This is a genomic window from Streptomyces acidicola, from assembly GCF_009377235.1.
GTDB classification, from domain to species: Bacteria; Actinomycetota; Actinomycetes; order Streptomycetales; family Streptomycetaceae; genus Streptomyces; species Streptomyces acidicola.
Map to the genome: position 1 here is coordinate 1 of NZ_VMNX01000206.1, position 17,048 is coordinate 17,048.

At 67.0% G+C, this 17,048-nt stretch carries 11 protein-coding genes and 2 pseudogenes; 6 read left to right on the forward strand and 7 right to left on the reverse strand.

The window, feature by feature from the left end; genetic code table 11:
- Nucleotides 1–254: 254 nt before the first annotated feature.
- The 6 genes from FPZ41_RS35650 to FPZ41_RS35675 all read right to left on the reverse strand — a co-directional run bounded on the left by FPZ41_RS35650 (nucleotide 255) and on the right by FPZ41_RS35675 (nucleotide 6,928).
- Nucleotides 255–1,253 carry a glycosyltransferase family 2 protein gene (locus tag FPZ41_RS35650; RefSeq protein ID WP_152867714.1) on the reverse strand — a complete coding sequence of 333 codons (999 nt, stop codon included), beginning with the start codon at nucleotides 1,251–1,253 and terminating at the stop codon, nucleotides 255–257.
- Between the two features lie 156 nt (nucleotides 1,254–1,409).
- Entirely contained in the window at nucleotides 1,410–3,215 is a 1,806-nt protein-coding gene (locus FPZ41_RS35655) for a hypothetical protein (protein WP_194236329.1), read from the reverse strand.
- Nucleotides 3,215–3,826 (reverse strand): hypothetical protein, encoded by a 612-nt coding sequence (locus FPZ41_RS35660; protein ID WP_152867715.1) that lies wholly within the window; start codon nucleotides 3,824–3,826, stop codon nucleotides 3,215–3,217. Before FPZ41_RS35660 ends, FPZ41_RS35655 begins: the two co-directional genes overlap by 1 nt.
- 5 nt (nucleotides 3,827–3,831) lie before the next feature.
- Complete coding sequence (locus FPZ41_RS35665; protein ID WP_152867716.1) at nucleotides 3,832–4,701, reverse strand: carbohydrate ABC transporter permease; 870 nt, start codon at nucleotides 4,699–4,701, stop codon at nucleotides 3,832–3,834.
- Nucleotides 4,698–5,636: a carbohydrate ABC transporter permease gene (locus FPZ41_RS35670; protein WP_152867717.1), complete on the reverse strand. Its 939-nt coding sequence runs from the start codon at nucleotides 5,634–5,636 to the stop codon at nucleotides 4,698–4,700. The genes FPZ41_RS35665 and FPZ41_RS35670 overlap by 4 nt, the downstream gene beginning before the upstream one ends.
- Nucleotides 5,633–6,928: an ABC transporter substrate-binding protein gene (locus tag FPZ41_RS35675; protein WP_152867718.1), complete on the reverse strand. Its 1,296-nt coding sequence runs from the start codon at nucleotides 6,926–6,928 to the stop codon at nucleotides 5,633–5,635. The genes FPZ41_RS35670 and FPZ41_RS35675 overlap by 4 nt, the downstream gene beginning before the upstream one ends.
- 61 nt (nucleotides 6,929–6,989) lie before the next feature.
- Here FPZ41_RS35675 and FPZ41_RS35680 point away from each other — a divergent pair, with 61 nt between their 5' ends.
- The 5 genes and pseudogenes from FPZ41_RS35680 (at nucleotide 6,990) to FPZ41_RS47475 (ending at nucleotide 11,177) form a co-directional block, all read left to right on the forward strand.
- Entirely contained in the window at nucleotides 6,990–8,354 is a 1,365-nt protein-coding gene (locus FPZ41_RS35680; protein WP_152867719.1) for a Gfo/Idh/MocA family protein, read from the forward strand.
- Nucleotides 8,355–8,596: 242 nt separating this feature from the next.
- A pseudogene (locus FPZ41_RS48930) lies at nucleotides 8,597–8,869 on the forward strand (hypothetical protein); the annotation flags it as partial.
- A 242-nt stretch (nucleotides 8,870–9,111) separates the two neighbouring features.
- Nucleotides 9,112–9,768, forward strand: a complete 657-nt coding sequence (locus FPZ41_RS35690) for an ISAs1 family transposase (protein WP_322621138.1) — start codon at nucleotides 9,112–9,114, stop codon at nucleotides 9,766–9,768.
- A 591-nt stretch (nucleotides 9,769–10,359) separates the two neighbouring features.
- Nucleotides 10,360–10,929, forward strand: a complete 570-nt coding sequence (locus FPZ41_RS35700) for an SMI1/KNR4 family protein (protein WP_152867720.1) — start codon at nucleotides 10,360–10,362, stop codon at nucleotides 10,927–10,929.
- Between the two features lie 104 nt (nucleotides 10,930–11,033).
- The gene (locus tag FPZ41_RS47475; RefSeq protein ID WP_194236330.1) at nucleotides 11,034–11,177 is read left to right on the forward strand and encodes a hypothetical protein; all 144 of its coding nucleotides are present in this window, start codon (nucleotides 11,034–11,036) and stop codon (nucleotides 11,175–11,177) included.
- A gap of 1,347 nt (nucleotides 11,178–12,524) precedes the next feature.
- On the opposite strand, the pseudogene FPZ41_RS50425 reads toward FPZ41_RS47475, so the two are convergent.
- Nucleotides 12,525–13,808 (reverse strand): annotated as a pseudogene (locus FPZ41_RS50425) (IS481 family transposase); the annotation flags it as partial.
- Between the two features lie 1,353 nt (nucleotides 13,809–15,161).
- Here FPZ41_RS50425 and FPZ41_RS35715 point away from each other — a divergent pair.
- Nucleotides 15,162–16,838, forward strand: a complete 1,677-nt coding sequence (locus FPZ41_RS35715) for a hypothetical protein (RefSeq protein ID WP_152867722.1) — start codon at nucleotides 15,162–15,164, stop codon at nucleotides 16,836–16,838.
- Nucleotides 16,839–17,048 lie beyond the last annotated feature (210 nt).

A 17,048-nucleotide genomic window follows, 5' to 3' on the forward strand; every position in this document is an offset into this window, starting at 1 on the left:
GCCGAACCCAGCCCTCCAGCGCAGCCCGTTCCTCATCCGACAGAATCAACTCGGCCTTCGGCCGCCCAGTACGCGCCACCCCGTAACCCTATACATCTGAACAGAATTCCCGACTCAGAAGACTAGGCCCCTGGGGAAGATCAGGCGACATGGGGGCCGCGCAGCGGGCCCTTCAGGGGCGCGGGGAACTGCGCGACCAGCCACAACGAGCCCGCAGCCGCCATACAACCGAACCACCTACGGCGACTCCGCGATCACCGACACCCCCCGCACCAGGGCCCGGCCCCCCGATAACGCCACACCCCGCCAAGCCAGTACCAACTGGCGACAGGCGGAATGACAACACTCGCGGCCAGCTCCGTGATGACCTCGTACCGCGTCCGCGGCCCGGCCGCGACACGGTCCCAGGCGAACTCACCGGTCCCCACGGCCCACCCCACCGCGGCCACGGCGGCAGCCGCCCCGCGCCCGGTCGCCGCGAGCACGCACGCGGCGCCCCCCGCCGTGGTGATCGCCAGATGCCGCCGGACCCGGCCGCGCGGCGCCGCGGCCCTGGCCCGCCAGCCCGGCCCGTGCAGCCGCAGCATCAACGCGTCGTCGGCGTTGCCTCGCTGAGCCCGCACCGACACCCACCGGCCGGTGGTGCGCACGGGATGCCGGGTGCTCCGCCGGCCGCGACGGACGCGCCATCCGTCGTCCAGGACGCGCAGCGCCAGGTCGGTGTCCTCGCGGTGGGCCCGCCGGAAGCGCTCGTCGAAGCCGCCGACCTGTTTGAGGACGTCCGTGCGGTAGGCCATGTCGGCGGTGGTCCACCGTGCCCGGGCCAGCTCCGCCGTGGACCGCTCCCACTGGGTGGGGCGGCGCTCCGCCGGCAACGGTACGGTGATCACGCCCTGCACCCCGGCGGTCCCGGGCGACGCCTCGTCCAGGTCCGCGGCCATCTGCTCGCACCAGTGCGGTCCGACCTGTACGTCGTCGTGGAGGAAGACCACCCACGGTGATGTGACGCGCCACAGCCCGGAGTTCCGTGCGGCGGCCGGTCCGTGGGCGCCGCCGCTCACCACCGTCGTACGGTCCCGCAGGTTCCCGAGCACGCTCAACGGGTGCTCCAGCGGCCCGGGGAGGGCCACGGCCCGGTCGTCGACGAGCACGATCTCGGCGGGCGCCGGTCCGATCGCGGCGGCGAGCGCGGCGAGGCAATCGGCGAGCGTGTCGCGGACGAGGGTCGGGATCACCACGGCGTAGGGGGTCATGGTGGGCTCCGTCCCGGACGGTGTAGGGGACCCTGGGCTCACACGGGTCGCCCTGCCACGGCTGCCTCAAACACCGGGAGCCGATTCGCTCGCGAACTCCTCCATCGAGCACCCTCTGTGACGCATTCGCCACACCACGTCGCCACCCGGGACCGTTCAGCGCAGCCCGAGCCGGTACGAGAGCGGCGACCTGCCGGTGATGAGTACGCGAACGCCGTCCGGAACGAGCGCGCCGTTCATCCAGGAGTACCGCTCCCCCGCGTCCACGACCGCCGGCTGCCGTCCGCCCTTGCCGTTGCCGGGGCCGAAGGTGATGCGGTCGTCACCGACGGTGTACGAGGCCTCGCCGGTGACGAGCTGATACGTGTCCGGAGATCCGCCCACCGGTTCGAGTCCGTCCCCGCTCAGTGTGCCGCCGCGCCGGAAGCACAGCTCCAGGGCGAACGGGCACGCGGCACCGGACAGGCCGACGTGCAGGTCCCAGGCTCCGTCGCCGGTCTCCTTCACCAGGATCTCCGTACGGAGTGTGCGGTACTCCTTCGGCCGGTGCGGGAAGTCCATCGCGGACCAGAAGCGGCCGTCGTCGGTGAGGGGGTAGGCGCCGTCCTCGCGCCGGTGCGCCCGGGGCAGGGGGTGGTGCCAGGTGCCCCGCATCTCGGCGTGGAGCCGCCACCCGTCGCCGGTGCGCTCCAGGCCCTCGGCCCGGAAGTGCCCGAGCGAGAAGAACTGCGGGGCGAGCCGCACCGAGTCCAGGATGGCGGCGCCCTTGCGCAGCTTGAAGAAGGTGGGGTTGGTGGACAGGCCGGAGGAGATCGCTCGCACGTCCGGGAAGTCCGTGCCGCCGAAGATGCTCGCGGTGCGCGCGCCCCGGCGTACGCGCACCAGTCCGCAGTCGGCGTCGTGGTGCTCGAAGTCCGTGGGCGGTTCGGCGGGTTCGGGGAGCCGCCGGGCCAGCTCGGGCTGATCGAGGACCTGGGCGAGCCGTTCGCCCAGCGGGGTCTCGCCGAAGGTCTGCCCGGCGCCCCGCTCCCGCAGCAGCCGCGCCACCGCTGCGAAGCGCCTGTCGCCGTACCGGATCGCCAGCTCCCGGTACTGCATCCAGAACTCGGGCAGGTAGCGCAGCGCCGTCTGGTCCTGGCGCCGCGAATGGACCGACTCCACCTCGCCGTTGGGCTCGATCACGTACAGCGTGGCGGCGAGGTTCGCGCGCACGTTCTCGTAGAGGTCGGCCCGTCCGTGGTGGCGGGCCAGCACGAGCAGCGCGGGGTTCGTGACAACCGCCGAGTACGTGGGGCTGCGCTCGCTGTACTCGCCGCCGGGCAACTGGTCGATGCCCTCGGCCAGCCAGTCGTCGATGCGCCTGCGGTACGAGGGGTGCGGCCATCTGCGGTGGATGCGTGCGAGGGCCGCGCACACCAGCCAGCGGTGGTTGGCGGTGTGCAGTCCGCCGGTCGCGAGCGCGGGGCCGGCCGCGCGCAGGACACGTTCGATCGCGCCCCGCAGCGCGGCCGTCGGCCGGTGTCCGTCCTCGTCCAGCAGGTGGTACGTCAGGTTCAGGTCGACGATGGAGAACGCGGTGTCCGGCGGCGAGCCGTCCGCGCCGTGGTCCCACAGGCCGTCCTCCTGCTCGCCCGCGAGCGCTTCCGCCAACTCCGCCATGGGGGCGAGGAGTTCGGCCGAGTGGTGGTGCGCCGAGCCCTCGTGGACGTAGGTGGAGGTGAGCGTGCGCAGCGCGCGGGCCGTGGAGCGGGCCCTGCCCCTCTCCCGCAGTTCGGTGATGTGCGCCTGGTAGCCGGTGAGGAGCGCCGCGGCGCGGGCGTCGGCTGCCGTGGTGAGGAACTCCAGGAAGTCGGCGTCCAGTTGGGGCTCGGCGGCGTCGGCCACGCTGGTGGTCATGTCCGGGACCTCGGTGATCCCCACCGTGGTGGCCGTGGTGGTGGCGAGGAAGGCCCTTCGGCCCATCACGTGTTCTCCCCCAGGTTCGGTCCGGTGTCCCGTACGTCTCGTACGTCGACGGCGGTGAGCGCCATGGCCAGCGGGCCCGGCACCAGGAACAGCAGCGGCGGCAGTGCCCACGCACACAGCGCGGCTGCCGCGAGGGCGAGCAGGACGAGTCCGCTGCCGCCCGCGTCGCGCACGGTGTCGCGGGCGGCCGCCCGTACGGCGGCGGGCCAGTCGGTGACCGACTCGGGACGGCCGCAGGCGCGCAGGCCGACCACGACGGCCGCCGCGCTGATGGCCGCGGCGGCGAGCGCGAAAGCCATGGCGCCGGGCAGCCCGGCGCGGGCGAGCGCCAGGTCGGCCAGAGCCAGCAGCACGCCCGCCAGGGCGACGGCCCCGGCGGCCAGGTCGCCCACGCGCAGCCGCCGCCCCAACTGGGCGAAGTACCGCCCGGCGGTGGCCGGCCGGTCCTCCCGTACGCCTCGCAGCACCGCGCACGCCGTGGACAGCGCGGCGGGCGCGGTCACCAGCGGCAGACAGGCCACGGCCGTGGCGAACCCGACGCTCAGGACGTCCGCGAACAGCGTCATGCGTGGGCCGAAGATCTCGCCCGCCTCGCGGGTCGTCCGCATCCCGCTCACCCCTTGATCCCGGAGTTCGCCATGCCCTCGACCAGGAACCGCTGGAAGGCGAGGAAGAACAGCACGATCGGCAGCAGCGCGATCACCGACATCGCGAACATCGGGCCGAAGGCCGAGGTGCTGGACGCGTCCACGAACGACCTGAGTGCCAGCGTCAGCGTGAACTTCTCGGGTGAGAAGAGGTAGATCAGCTGGGTGAAGAAGTCGTTCCAGGTCCAGATGAAGGTGAAGATCGCGGTGGTGATCAGCGCGGGCCTGGTCAGCGGGAGGATGACGCTGAAGAAGCTGCGGAACGGGCCGCAGCCGTCGATCCGCGCCGCTTCCTCCAGCTCACGTGGCAGCCCGCGCATGAACTGCACGATGAGGAAGACGAAGAAGGCCTCCGTGGCGAGGAACTTGGGCAGGATCAGCGGCCAGTACGTGTTCACCATGCCGAGCTGGTTGAAGATGATGTACTGCGGGATCAGCACGGCGTGGTGCGGCAGCATGATCGTCGCGATCATGAACGCGAAGAGCGGCCCCCGGAAGCGGAACCGCAGCCGGGCGAAGGCGTACGCGGCGAGGGAGCAGCTGATGACGTTGCCGATGACCGCGCCGCCCGCGATGAGCAGGGAGTTGGTGAGCAGCCGGGTGACGGAGACGTCGTTCACGCCGTCCAGGGCGGTCTCGTAGTTCGACCACTCCAGCTTGCCGGGCAGCAGGTTGAGGCTGGCGATGACCTCGTCCGCGGGTTTGACGGAGGTCGCGAGCAGCCACGCCAGCGGGTACAGCATGACGAGCAGAGCGGCCAGGCAACCGGCGTGCAGGGCGACGCGCCGCCAGTCAAGTGGCTTGCGCGCGACGGTGGTTGGCGTCGTGGTGGTCATCGGTCCCCCTCGGAGGCGTAGAAGACCCAGGAGCGCGAGGTGCGGAACAGCACCGCGGTGACGGCGCCGATGGCGATCAGCAGCACCCAGGCCATGGCGGAGGCGTAGCCCATGTGGGAGGCGACGAAGCCGCGGTCGTAGAGGTAGAGCGTGTAGAAGAGCGTGGAGTCGGCGGGCCCGCCCTTGCCCGCGCTGACCGCGAAGGCGGGGGTGAAGACCTGGAAGGCCTGGATGGTCTGCAGCACCAGGTTGAAGAAGATCACCGGGGACAGCATCGGCACGGTGATGGAGAGGAACTGACGCCACCGGCTCGCGCCGTCGACCTCGGCGGCCTCGTACAACTCCCCCGGAATCTGCTGGAGTCCGGCGAGGAAGATCACCATCGGCGCGCCGAACTGCCACACCGTCAGCAGGGCGACCGCGAAGAGCGCCCAGCCGGGCTTGTTGACCCAGCCGCCGGTTCCGAAGAGGTTGTCCACGGTGCCGCCGTCGTTGAAGATCGCCCGCCAGACCAGGGCGATGGACATCGAGGCGCCGAGCAGGGAGGGCGCGTAGAAGGCGGAGCGGTAGAAGGCCCTGCCGCGCTTCATGCCCTTCAGGGCGAGGGCGACGACGAGCGCGAGGGCGAGTTGCAGGGGCACGGCGATGACGACGTACGTGAGGGTCGCGCCCACCGACCGCCAGTAGCGCGGGTCCTCGGTGAACATCTGCGTGTAGTTGCGCAGACCCACCCAGTTGGGCGCGTTGAACAGGTCGTAGTCGGTGAAGGAGAGATAGAGCGAGACGGCCATCGGGAGCAGGGTCAGCACACAGGCGCCGAGCACCCAGGGTGAGAGGAACACCCAGGCGGCGCCCTCGCGTCGGCGGCGAACGGGCTTCTGCGGGACCTCGGCCTTGGGCCCCCGTACGGCCGCCTGCGTCTGCGTGGTGGTCATGGCCTCAGCTCCGCGTTCGCCTCGGTGATGTAGTTCTCGGCCGCCTCACGGGGTGACATCCGCTCGTACGACACCTGGTCGTAGTCGCGCTGGAAGGTGGTCTGCAGCGCGCTGTCGCCCGAAGGGGGCGCCTGGGGCGGAGGTTCGAGCTTGCCGTCGACCGAGGCCTGGAAGTCGTAGACGGTCTTGTCGAAGTCCTTGAGTTCGGGGGCGATCGCGTCGCGGAGGGTCTCGTTGACAGGGATGCCGCGGGTGGCGCCGAGGATCTTCGCGGCCTCCGCGTCGTTCAGCATGAAGTCGATGAGACGGACGGACTCCTTGGGATGCGTCGCGTCGGCGGAGACGCCCATGAACATCGAGGGCTTGAAGTACTGCCCCGGGGTGCCGTCCTCCCCGGACGGCATCGGCGCGAGGGTGACCCCGTCCGGGATGAGCGCGAGGAAGCCGCTGGACGGAGCGTCCCAGTTGGTGTCGGCGATGACGTAGCCGCGTCCGAGCGGGGTGTTCTCCACGGTGCCGTCGATCTGGGAGGTCTGCTCGGCGGACGAGACGACTCCTTCGCGACGCAGCTTGTCGGTGAAGGTCCACCAGCGGGCCAGGTCGTCGGCGGTGAAGCCGAGTTTCCGGTCCTTGGTGTAGAGCGCCTTGCCCTGTCCGCGCAGCCAGATCTCGAAGGCGTCCTCGCTCTGCCCCGGGTCGGTGGCGCCGGGCTTGCCGGTCTTCTCGGCGAGGGCGCGCATGGCATCCGCCCAGTCGCTCCACGTCCAGCCCTGGCGGGGCAGCTCGACCCCGCTGGCCTTCCACTGCTCGGTGTCGTACACGACGGTCTCGGTGCCGCGGGCCTGCGGGATCGCGTACTGCTTGCCGTCGACCTTGCCGGTGGCGAGGAGCCCGGCGTCGAACTCGCCCGTGTCCAGGGCGGCCGGCTGCTCGGCGAAGTCCATGAGGACGCCGCCTGAGGCGTACTGGTCGATCATGCGGTAGTCGAGCTGCATGACGTCGGGGGCGTCGCCGCCTGCGGCCTGGGTGGCGAGCTTCTGCTTGTAGGCGTCGTATCCGGAGAACGAGGTCTGCACCTCGATCCCCGGGTTCTTCTTCTCGAAGAGGTCGACGGCCTCCTGGGTCCTGGCCGCCCTGTCCGGGTTCCCCCACCAGGTGTAGCGCAGCACGACCTTGCCACCGGCGCTGCTCGATGCGTCCCCTCCCGAGCAGCCGGCGAGCACCACACAGAGCGCGAGTGCCGTGGCCGCGGCGCGGGGCCTGAAGGACGTCCTTGTCCTGCTTCCGGGCATGCGGGTCACCCCTTCCGGGTAGAAAGCGCTTCCACCCCGCCCGACCCTAGGGAAGATCCGGATGTCACAACAAGACCTCTGCACCGCATCCGCACGACACCGCCGCGCCGCCGTGGTGGGCCTGGGTGCCCGCGCCCAGCTCTTCACCGAGGCGCTGACGGGTCCGGACAGTCCCTACGCAGCCCGGATCGAACTGGTGGGCTTCTGCGACGTCAACTCCCACCGTATGGCCGTCCACAACGACCTCCTCGCGGCGGCCCACCCGGGCCGCGCACCCGTCCCCGCCTACGCGGCCGAGGACTTCGACGAGATGCTGCGCCGCGAACGCGTCGACCTCGTCGTGGTCTGCACCGTGGACCGCACCCACGACGACTACATCGTGCGCGCCCTGGAGGCGGGCTGCGACGTGGTGACCGAGAAGCCGATGACGATCGACGCGGACCGCGCCCGCCGCATCCTCGAGGCGCAGCAGCGCACGGGCGGCGACGTCCGGGTCGCCTTCAACTACCGCTACAACCCCGTGCATTCGACCGTCCGGGAACTGATCGCCTCCGGCGAGATCGGCGAGATCGGCTCGGTGCACTTCGAGTGGCTGCTGGACCTGCGACACGGCGCCGACTACTTCCGCCGCTGGCACCGCGACAAGGCCAACTCCGGCGGCCTCATGGTCCACAAGTCGACCCACCACTTCGACCTGGTCAACTGGTGGCTCGGCTCACGGCCCGAGACGGTCTACGCCCAGGGCGGCCTGTTCTTCTACGGCGACGAGGCGGGCCGCCGCCGCGGCCTGGCCCGGGACTACGACCGGGCCCACGGCTCCGCGGCGGCCAAGGACGACCCCTTCGCCGTCCACCTGGCGGACTCCTCCGTCCTCACCTCGCTGTACCTGGACGCGGAGCACGAGGACGGCTACCACCGCGACCAGAACGTGTTCGGGCCCGGGGTCACCATCGAGGACGACATGGCGGTCCTGGTGCGGTACGCGTCCGGCGCCACATTGACCTACCACCTCACGGCGTACGCTCCCTGGGAGGGCTACCGCATCGCCTTCAACGGCAGCGAGGGCCGTATCGAGCTGCTGGTCGAGGAGTCGACGTGGACACGGCCCGAGGTACGGACGGATGGGGCGAGCGCGGTCATGCACGGCGCCGCGGTGGGTGACGAGGCCGGGCGCACGGAGCTGCTGGTGCGCCGCTTCTGGGAGCCCCCTCGCGAGGTGAAGGTGCCCACGGGTGAAGGCGGACACGGGGGCGGGGACGTACGGATGCTGGCCGACCTGTTCGGGGAGCGCTCGTCCACCCCGGACCCGCTGGGGCGAGCGGCGGACGGGGTCGACGGGGCGCGGTCACTGGTCACGGGCCTGGCGGCGAACCGGTCGTTCGAGACGGGGATGCCGGTGGTGGTGCGGGAGTTGCTGGATGTGTGACGGGGCGGTCGGGGGGTGGGGCGGTCGCAGCGGGCGTGGGTGCGCCACCACCCGGGTCGGCAGCAGCCGCACTCGACGCTCACCACAGCCCGCCGCGGTCAACATAGCCCGAGGCGGCAGCCCCGGTGGTGGCCGGGAAGGCAGCCGGGGTCACGGTCCACGCCAGCCACGGGGGCTACACCGTCACCGCGGAGCTCTTCGCGAACGCCCCCCAGGGAGACCGCCTGTGCTGAAGGGGCAAGCCACGCCGGGGCTACTGGTGCGAGTGCTGGGCCGAAGACCTCACCAACGCGACCGAGCGTGCGCCGACACTTCACGGGTCGTTCGACGCGTACTCAGCACCACAGGCCGACAGATGGGTAGCCGTCGCGCTCAGGACCATCACACCTGCACTGGACCCCGACGCCTGCGACGAGGCATGGGCCTGGCTCTACGAAGGACGCGCCGACACAAGGCGAGCCCTCCTACGTTCTGAACCCTGCACCGTGACGATCCAGGGCTTCGATAGTCGGTTGATGCCCGGTGGCTGACGTCTCGTCGTGTTGGGTGGAGTCCGATGCAGAACAGACACGGACGTCCGGGATCATGGATTTCTCTACGCTCTGTAACCTTGGACTGCCCGTGCCTGCCGGCGCATCATCTCGGATCTCCTCTGTCTTTGACCAGCTCAGACCTCATCCTGAAGCGTCCGGGCGCGAGGGTTCCGGGGTTGCTGGAACGCCTTGCGCAGGTCCCGGACCCGCGGGATCCGCGGGGAGTGCGGCACCCTCTCGTGACGGTCCTCGCGCTGACGGCCTGCGCGGCCCTCGCCGGAACGCGATCCCTGCCGGCGGTGGGTGAATGGGTGGCCGACGCACCGCCGGCCCAGCTCGAACGGCTCGGCACCGTCGTAGATCCGCTGCACCCGAAACGGTCCTGGCCCGCGGAATCCACGATCCGGCGACTGCTGGCCAGAGTCGACACGGACGCCCTGGACCAGGCGGTCGGAGCCTGGCTCGCGGACCGGCAGACCAGCGGCGAAGAGCTGCGAGGGCTCGCGGTCGACGGGAAGTCGCTGCGGGGTGCGGCCCGCGCGAAGGGACGGAAGATCCACCTCCTGGCTGCCTGCGACCACGCGCGCGCACTGGTCCTCGCCCAGATGGACGTCGGCGAGAAGACCAACGAGATCACCTGCTTCCAGCCGTTGCTCGACACCCTCGAGAACCTGGCCGGCACGGTCGTCACCAACGACGCGATGCACACCCAGCACGACCACGCCGTCCATCTCCTCAACTGGCAGGCCCACTACATCGTGATCGTGAAGCGCAACACCAAGAAGCTCCGCAAACAGCTCAAGTCCCTTACCTGGAAACAGATTCCGCTGGGGGCAGGACCCGCCCGACCGGTCACGGCCGCCACGAGATCCGCAGACTGAAGGTCTGCACGGTCAACAACCTGCTCTTCCCCGGCGCCCGCCAGGCCGTCCAGATCGTTCGCCGCCGCGTCCACCGCAAGACCGGGAAGATCAGCCTCAAGACCGTCTACGCGGTCACCAGCCTTACCGCCGAACAGGTCGGCCCGGCTCAGCCCGCCCGACTGATCCAAGGGCACTGGACCGTCGATGCCCTGCACCACGTCAGGGACGTCACCTTCGCCGAGGACGCCTCCCAGCTGCGGACCGGGAACGCACCCAGAGCAATGGCCACCTGCAGGAACCTTGCGATCGGAGCCCTTCGCCCGGCCGGCGTCCGGAACATCGCCTCCGGACTCCGACGAGCAGCCCGGGACCAAACCCGGACCCTCGCCCTCCTTGGCCTCACATGATCAAAACGGACGAGGCCGACAACACCGAAGCCCTGGCAGTCGGCCCTCTCCGAGTACCATTCCTGCGAGGTTTTCCGGTCGGCGCTCCGCAAGATGGCCTTCTTACGCGCGCTTCGGGATTGCGGCGCCCGGCGCCGACGCTTCGAACAGAAACCCACAGCGACGCAGCCGTATAGGGCGTCCACGCAGAGAGTAGTGGGGAATGAGTGTGGTGGAGAGCTGGTCCCGCGTGATGAGTCTTCTTCGGGAGCACGCCCCGGCCGATCATGCGGATCTGCCCGGGCCAGCCACGGAACAGATGATTGCGGCCGCCGAGGAACGGATGGGCATCCAGCTTCATCGGGAACTGCGGGCGTGGCTGTTGCAGAACAATCTTGATCTGCCTGAGGAAGATGTGGACGACGATGTGGCGTGTTGCGGTTTCGCCGGGTTTCCGGACGAGGGAAGTTTCCTTCTGGGCATCCGGGCGATGGAGAAGCTCTACGCGAACCACTCCATGCCCGGTGGGGTCAACCCTCCGGATCAGCCGGACAATCCGTTCTGGCGCAATGAGTGGATCCCGTTCCTGTCGGACCAGGGCGGCTGGACAGGAAAGTTCATCGACGTGCGGGACGGCCGTATCGGCAGGTGGTTCGTGGGTGAGATCACGACCACGGGCGAGTACGCGTCACTGGCTCACTATTTCGACTCCGTGGCAGAAATGCTGACGAAAATCGCCGATGGAAGCCATCCGACCTGCTCGGTCGCCGAAGGACGACTCGCCTGGTCGTGAAACCAAAGTGCCCCGGTTGCAAGGCGTTCCAGCAACCCCGGAACCCTCGCGCCCGGACGCTTCAGGATGAGGTCTGAGCTGGTCAAAGACAGAGGAGATCCGAGATGCCGAAGCCCCGCGTGACGATCAGCCACGACAGCACCCGCATCGCATGGACGATCCGGCCAGTGCTCTTCCTGCCCCTCGCACACCGTGCGGCCACCGAACTCCCTGCCTGCGCTGACGACTTCAAACGCCACACCCTGTAAGGAGACGGTTCGCTACCTCAGCGACCGAGATGCGTTGTGGTTCGCAGTCGCGGGTATGGAGGACCCGCGCACGTCGCACTCGCGGGAGGGACGATGCTGACCATTCTGATCTCGATCCTTGCAGTCCTCGTGTCACTAGGCTCCTTAGCCGTCGCCTATGTGTCCAACAGGCGTTCCCACATGCCCGTCTTGCAGTTCCGGTGGGACAGCGGGCAAAGCGACTCGACTGAACCGAAATGGTGGCTCGTCAACGTAGGAACGGGCCCCGCGACCAACGTCGTCGTTGCTCAGACCGAGAGGACCGGACTTAAGCGAGGCATCAAAGGCGAGGTTTGGTTCAACCCAGTGCTAGTGCCCTCATTGGCCTCAGGTGGAAAGCTGCCACTCACGTGGCTCGGCGGAACCATGAGTCTGGACTACGGCTTGGGGGCTAGCTACACGGATGTTGAGCGCTATTTCTACACCACCAAGCTCGGGGGAGACGTCTCAATGTTCTTCATCGGCTTGCACCTACCGCGTTGGCCGCTCCTGAAGCTGCACGGAAGAAAGGCCGTCAAGACGTGGTGGGGCTTGGAAGACCTATCCGGCCCGCAGTGGTCCCTGACCCGTCCCGACCACGTCAAGCGACGCTGGTGGCTACATCCACGTTTCGGACTCTGCCGTCGAATCGGCGGCTGGGCTGACCCAGTCCTGTCGTACCGTTCGCAGTGAGTGGTCACGTTCGGACAGCGGATCAGGCCCACGCCACCGTGTCCAGTCCCAGATGATGTTTGACGTTCTGGTCCCAGTTGTTGCTTGACGGTGGGCCTGGACAACATCGGAAACTTCACGGGGCTTGTTCGCCTTCACATGGCGGACGGGGATGTCGGTGGTGCGCTGGATGACTCGGACCTGGCCGTCCAGCTCGACCGTGAGGGTCGATTCCGCGACGTGCACGGTCACGGTCCGGCCCGCGTACGGGCGGCCGAGGGAGACGCTCTGCCGGCAGACCATGACCGTGCCCACCGCGCTGACCCTCCGCTGGACACGAACCGGCTCCACCCGCGGCCGTGGCGGCGGGCCCGCGGGCCGCAAGCCGCGCAACCGCCGGACCTCGTCCGGGGTGAGCGGGTTGGGCCGCACCCGCAGCAGCTCACGCGAGGACGGGTCGAAGAACGACAACGTGGCCTCGTCGATCCGGATGCCCACCTGCCGCCCGCCCAGGATCTCCGCCGCCAGCACCTGCCGCCCGGCCAGGCCCACCAGCCCGCTGTTGTTCACGGTCCGGTCCACCTCGAACGCGGCCCCATCCCCGACCGGCAACGGAGACGGCCCCGCCGCACGCCCGCCCCGAGCCGCCAGCTGCGCCAGATCCGCCACCGACAGATGCGACCGGACCGTCTTGATCCGAGCCCCGGCCACCAGCAGATGAATCACCTGCGTGTCGGCCCAGAACGTCACCGTCAGCCCCGAGCGGGCCGGCCCCAGCCAGAACTGCTTGCCCGCCACCTGCAGATTCCCACACGCAGGCACCACCCGCTCGAACTCCACCGGCCCGCCACGCTCGGCCGGCATCACGGTTACCGTCCCCGGATCCGGCAGGCCAGCCCCCTCCGGCGCCACCACTGCAGCCACCAGCTGAGCCGGCTCCGCGGCAACAGGAGCCGACCGCTGCAGCGGGACGACCGAGAGTACCCCGGGCACCTTCAGGCCCAGCACATCCCGCTCCTGCTCCGGAACAGGCGTGAACCGGTCCGCAGGGCTCTGCATCTCAAGCGCCTGATGCGGACGCGAAGAGTTGTACTCCTCCACCCACCCATCCAGCACCCGCTGAGCCGCCGCCACGCTCTCGAACGGACCACAGTCATCAAGGAGTTCACGCCGCAGCGTCTGATGGAACCGCTCCACCTTCCCGGTCGTGGTCGGCGACGCCGACTGCGTGAGCCGGTGCGCGATCCCGTTCTCCCTGCAGATCCGGTCGAACAACACCTCACCACCGTGCCCGAACCGGTCGGTGAACTGCTTGCCGTTGTCGGTGAGCACCTCCTCCGGCACCCCGAACAATCGCAGAGCATGAACGAACGCCCCACACACCGCCCGCCCCGTCGCCCGCTCGACTACCGACGCGATCACGCAGTACCGGGAATGATCGTCCACACCGGTAACGATCTTCCCCTCGGTCAGCTCACCCGTGACCGGGTCGACCAGCAGCACTCCGCCGACGATGTCCATCTGCCACAACTGCATCGGCCGATCACGCTGCCACCGCTTGTAATCCGACCGCTTCCGACGCCGAACACCCGGCTCCACCAGCCCATGCCGCACCAAGATCCGATACACCGTCATCCGCGACGGCACCGCATCCACCACCCCGGCCCGCTCCAGCACATGAGCAATCCGCCGCGGACCCCACCGAGGATGCTTACGCCGCAACTCACACACCGCCGCCTCCACCTCCGCAGAAGCCCGATGCGGACACGAAGCCGGCCTGCGCGACCGATCGGCCAACCCCGCCAGACCCGAAGCCGCATACCGCGACTTCCAGCCGCTCACCGTCTGCCGGGACACACCCAGCTGAGCGGCGACCTCCGTCACCGTCGAACCCGCCAGCACCGCCAGAACAGCCCGGTATCTCTGCTCAACAACCGACAACTCCACCAGCGCCAATCCCGGCCTCCCTACACACGCCGCAACGACGTGCACAGAAAAGCCGATCACGGCCACTGTCAACCATCAGCTGGGACCGAAGTGTCAAGCATCTCCCGGGGACCAGACATACTGGCAAAGGCTCACTGAGTTACAACTTTCTTTACGGGTTCAAGGCGGCTCGCTCCGCTCACCGCGCGCGGCACGGCCCCCGGCCGGGCCTGCGCTCCTGTCTCCGCCCCGCTCCAGCCCGGCCGGCGCCCGTGCCGCGCGCACAGCAATCAGCCGCCTTACGCCAGAGAAGGGGTACGTCGTGACTGGGGCGATCGGCTCCACGGCTTTAGGCAGCCACTTTGGCGCGAGCCTCGAAGATCATGGCCCCAACGTCGTGCTTTACCGGGCAGGTCCACAGACTGCCCGACGCGCCGCAAGCTTACGGAGCCATGATCACTCGCGCCAAAGCAGCTCCAGCCCAAAGCCGCTCCGCCGACCTCTTGGGTAAGGCAGCCGCACTTGGGCGTGCACTGCGCTTCGCGCCGTAGGCGCGCGGGCAGTTGAGCGATACCGTGTGAGGCTGCGACACCGCATGGGGGTTGCCAGGTCTCGGGGAGGGACTGTGTCAGTAGCCGCGAAGCGCGGTCTCGTGGCGGGAGCATCCGTCGTCGTCGCCGCTGCGATTGGTGTGGTCACGAACATGGCCACGAACCAAGCTGGACTGGCTTGGTGGGTATCGCTCGGCACACTGCTCGTAATAGGTGTCGGTGCTCAAGTATGGCTAACAAGCACTGAAGGACAACAGACGAGCGTTACGGCAGAGGGGGCTGGCAGCGTATCTGTCGGTGGGTCAACTCACGGAACTGTTAAGACGCGCACGCGTGGCTCTGCACACCCGAATCCGTCAGCGCATGACTCCGGTGGGCTTCGAGCAGCAGGTCCAGGAAGTATCGCAATCGGTGGAGAAGCGAAAGGTGATCTCTCAACCGACTTTGATGCGGATTAGGCAGAGCAATGCGACGCAAAAAGGCTACTGCATCCGGCGAGGCCTCAGTTGCCGTAGGCCGTGACGTCCTGGCTCCAATCCTGACCAACCCACAGATACATATTTCACTAGAATCCACAACGCCCTTAAATCCCGCAGAGTGGCCCAGGGTACATGAAGTCGATGCATTCACCCTGGGGGTACACAGAGCACGCACCATCGGCAACGACCCGGCACTACCACCCTACGTGCTGCGTGACGCTGATAAAGATGTAGCGACCCAGATGAAACATGTGGCGATCAATGGTGGAATGGTCCTGTTAACCGGCGACTCCACCTCAGGAAAAACGAGGACGGCATTTCACGGAATCCAACGATGCATGCCTGATCACATCATTTACACCCCCTCCCGCGGAACCCGCTTAACGTCACTGCCGCAGGTAATTCGCCCCTCTGACACAGACCGTTATATTCTCTGGCTAGACGATCTAGAGCAGTTTCTCGGCGACGAGGGAATAAACCCTTCACTCCTCGACGCTTTAGAGCGAATCCACGTCGCAATCGTAGCGACCATGCAGGACGAGCTATTCGAGACATACTCAAATCCCCGAAACTCGAAATCAGACGATATCCAAGAGGTTTCTCGCCAGATCGGAAACCGTCTACTTCGGGCAGTAGAGCCAATCCCCATTATTCGCCTCTGGAGTGACAAGGAAGTCGACAGGGCTTCCAAAATTCACGACGAACGACTCGCTGATGCCATAACCCATAGTAGTATATACGGAATATCGGAGTACCTAGCGGCCGGTCCCGCTTTGATTCAATCGTGGCGCCGAGCGCAGCGAGTAAACGGAAATCCTAGGGGCGCGGCCCTTGTCCAAGCGAGTGTCGACCTCGCTCGCACTGGATTTAGTGGGGGCATCGATATTGAAGTTCTCAAAGAACTACACACCAGCTATCTGCCTCATTTAACACTCAGGCCTGAGAGCTGGACTGACGCTAAGGATTGGGCCACGAGAGTTCAGTACGGCGTCTCTGGGCTACTGATTCCTGGAGAGTATGAGGACACATGGCGAGCGTTCGACTATCTACCTGACGCCATATCTCGCGAAAAGGGGAGCAGATACATAATCCCTGATTTCATCTGGGACGAGGCCCTGAATCTATGCCCAGACGATGACGATCGATGGCTTATCGGGATGCGCGCCTACATGGCGGGAGAAACGCATTATGCCATTGCAGCATGGGAGCCCTTGGCCGAGAACGGAAATGGAAGCGCTGCATCGAACCTTGCGGCCATATATCTAGAAATGGGAGATCGCGAGACGGCAAAATATTGGAGATATATCGAGTCTCAGGATGAATTTCATTCCACTATGATTCCATTTGATTCGTCAAGTCCCCTGTACGACCCTGAAACAGGGACAGTGTCCCTCGGAGAATACCGGGATGGCGAACGGGTGCAGGTTCCTCTGCACCGACCTGGCATAGGTGTGCGCCATGGAGTGATCGCCGGAGACAAGGGGGTTGGGAAAAGTAACACATTGACACTGGTGCTCCTCGGGGCGCTGACCAGCGGGAAATACATTCTATGGCTCATGGATTGGGCTCCAGAGCAGAAGCACTTTAAATCCCTAAAGAAAGCCGGAGCCGTCGACTGGTTCTCAGGAAATAACCTGGAACGCTCTCTGAATATCCTGAGGGCTGCGGTTCGAATCCTGGAGGTACGGACTGAAAAAGGCAGCTACAGTGACCCCACATCCGAAAAGCCAGCCATCCTTGTCGCTATAGAGGAGGCACATCATTTATTTAGCAGAAGCGATGAGGCGGCATCTCTGTGCCTGCGAATCGCTCAAGAGGGCGAGAGTGCGGGCGTGAGTGTTTTCTTGACGATTCCAGAAATGTCCTTGGAATGCTTCGGAGGGAGAACGGATCTAAGAGACGAAATCACCAGCGAGTCAAATACCTCATTCTTTATGGGATCTAACAGTTTGCTGATGATGCGAGAAATTAAAAATGCACGGGATGGAGATTCAGAGGACGACCCTTTCAATTGAATAGGAATCTAGCCTCGATCTTTCGTGACGGCTCGCGAGTTCAACTGGTGGGCCGTTTCGACTTGTTCGGAGGGCTGCGGGCAGACCGAGGGCCCGTCTGTCGCGTCGGGTGTGCGCCGGGTTCCACGGTTCCGGGGGTGACCAGACTCGTCGGGGCAGGAGAAGTAGCTGGTCATCCGGGGTTCGGCAGGGCCGTGAGTCGCTGGATCG

What these genes read in the sequence shown, in the direction of transcription:
- FPZ41_RS35650 (WP_152867714.1), bottom strand. Translation starts at nt 1,253, where the DNA reads ATGACCCCCTACGCCGTGGTGATCCCGACCCTCGTCCGCGACACGCTC.
- FPZ41_RS35655 (WP_194236329.1), bottom strand. Translation starts at nt 3,215, where the DNA reads ATGGGCCGAAGGGCCTTCCTCGCCACCACCACGGCCACCACGGTGGGG.
- FPZ41_RS35660 (WP_152867715.1), bottom strand. Translation starts at nt 3,826, where the DNA reads ATGCGGACGACCCGCGAGGCGGGCGAGATCTTCGGCCCACGCATGACG.
- FPZ41_RS35665 (WP_152867716.1), bottom strand. Translation starts at nt 4,701, where the DNA reads ATGACCACCACGACGCCAACCACCGTCGCGCGCAAGCCACTTGACTGG.
- FPZ41_RS35670 (WP_152867717.1), bottom strand. Translation starts at nt 5,636, where the DNA reads ATGACCACCACGCAGACGCAGGCGGCCGTACGGGGGCCCAAGGCCGAG.
- FPZ41_RS35675 (WP_152867718.1), bottom strand. Translation starts at nt 6,928, where the DNA reads ATGCCCGGAAGCAGGACAAGGACGTCCTTCAGGCCCCGCGCCGCGGCC.
- FPZ41_RS35680 (WP_152867719.1), top strand. Translation starts at nt 6,990, where the DNA reads ATGTCACAACAAGACCTCTGCACCGCATCCGCACGACACCGCCGCGCC.
- FPZ41_RS35700 (WP_152867720.1), top strand. Translation starts at nt 10,360, where the DNA reads ATGAGTGTGGTGGAGAGCTGGTCCCGCGTGATGAGTCTTCTTCGGGAG.
- FPZ41_RS47475 (WP_194236330.1), top strand. Translation starts at nt 11,034, where the DNA reads ATGCCGAAGCCCCGCGTGACGATCAGCCACGACAGCACCCGCATCGCA.
- FPZ41_RS35715 (WP_152867722.1), top strand. Translation starts at nt 15,162, where the DNA reads ATGCCTGATCACATCATTTACACCCCCTCCCGCGGAACCCGCTTAACG.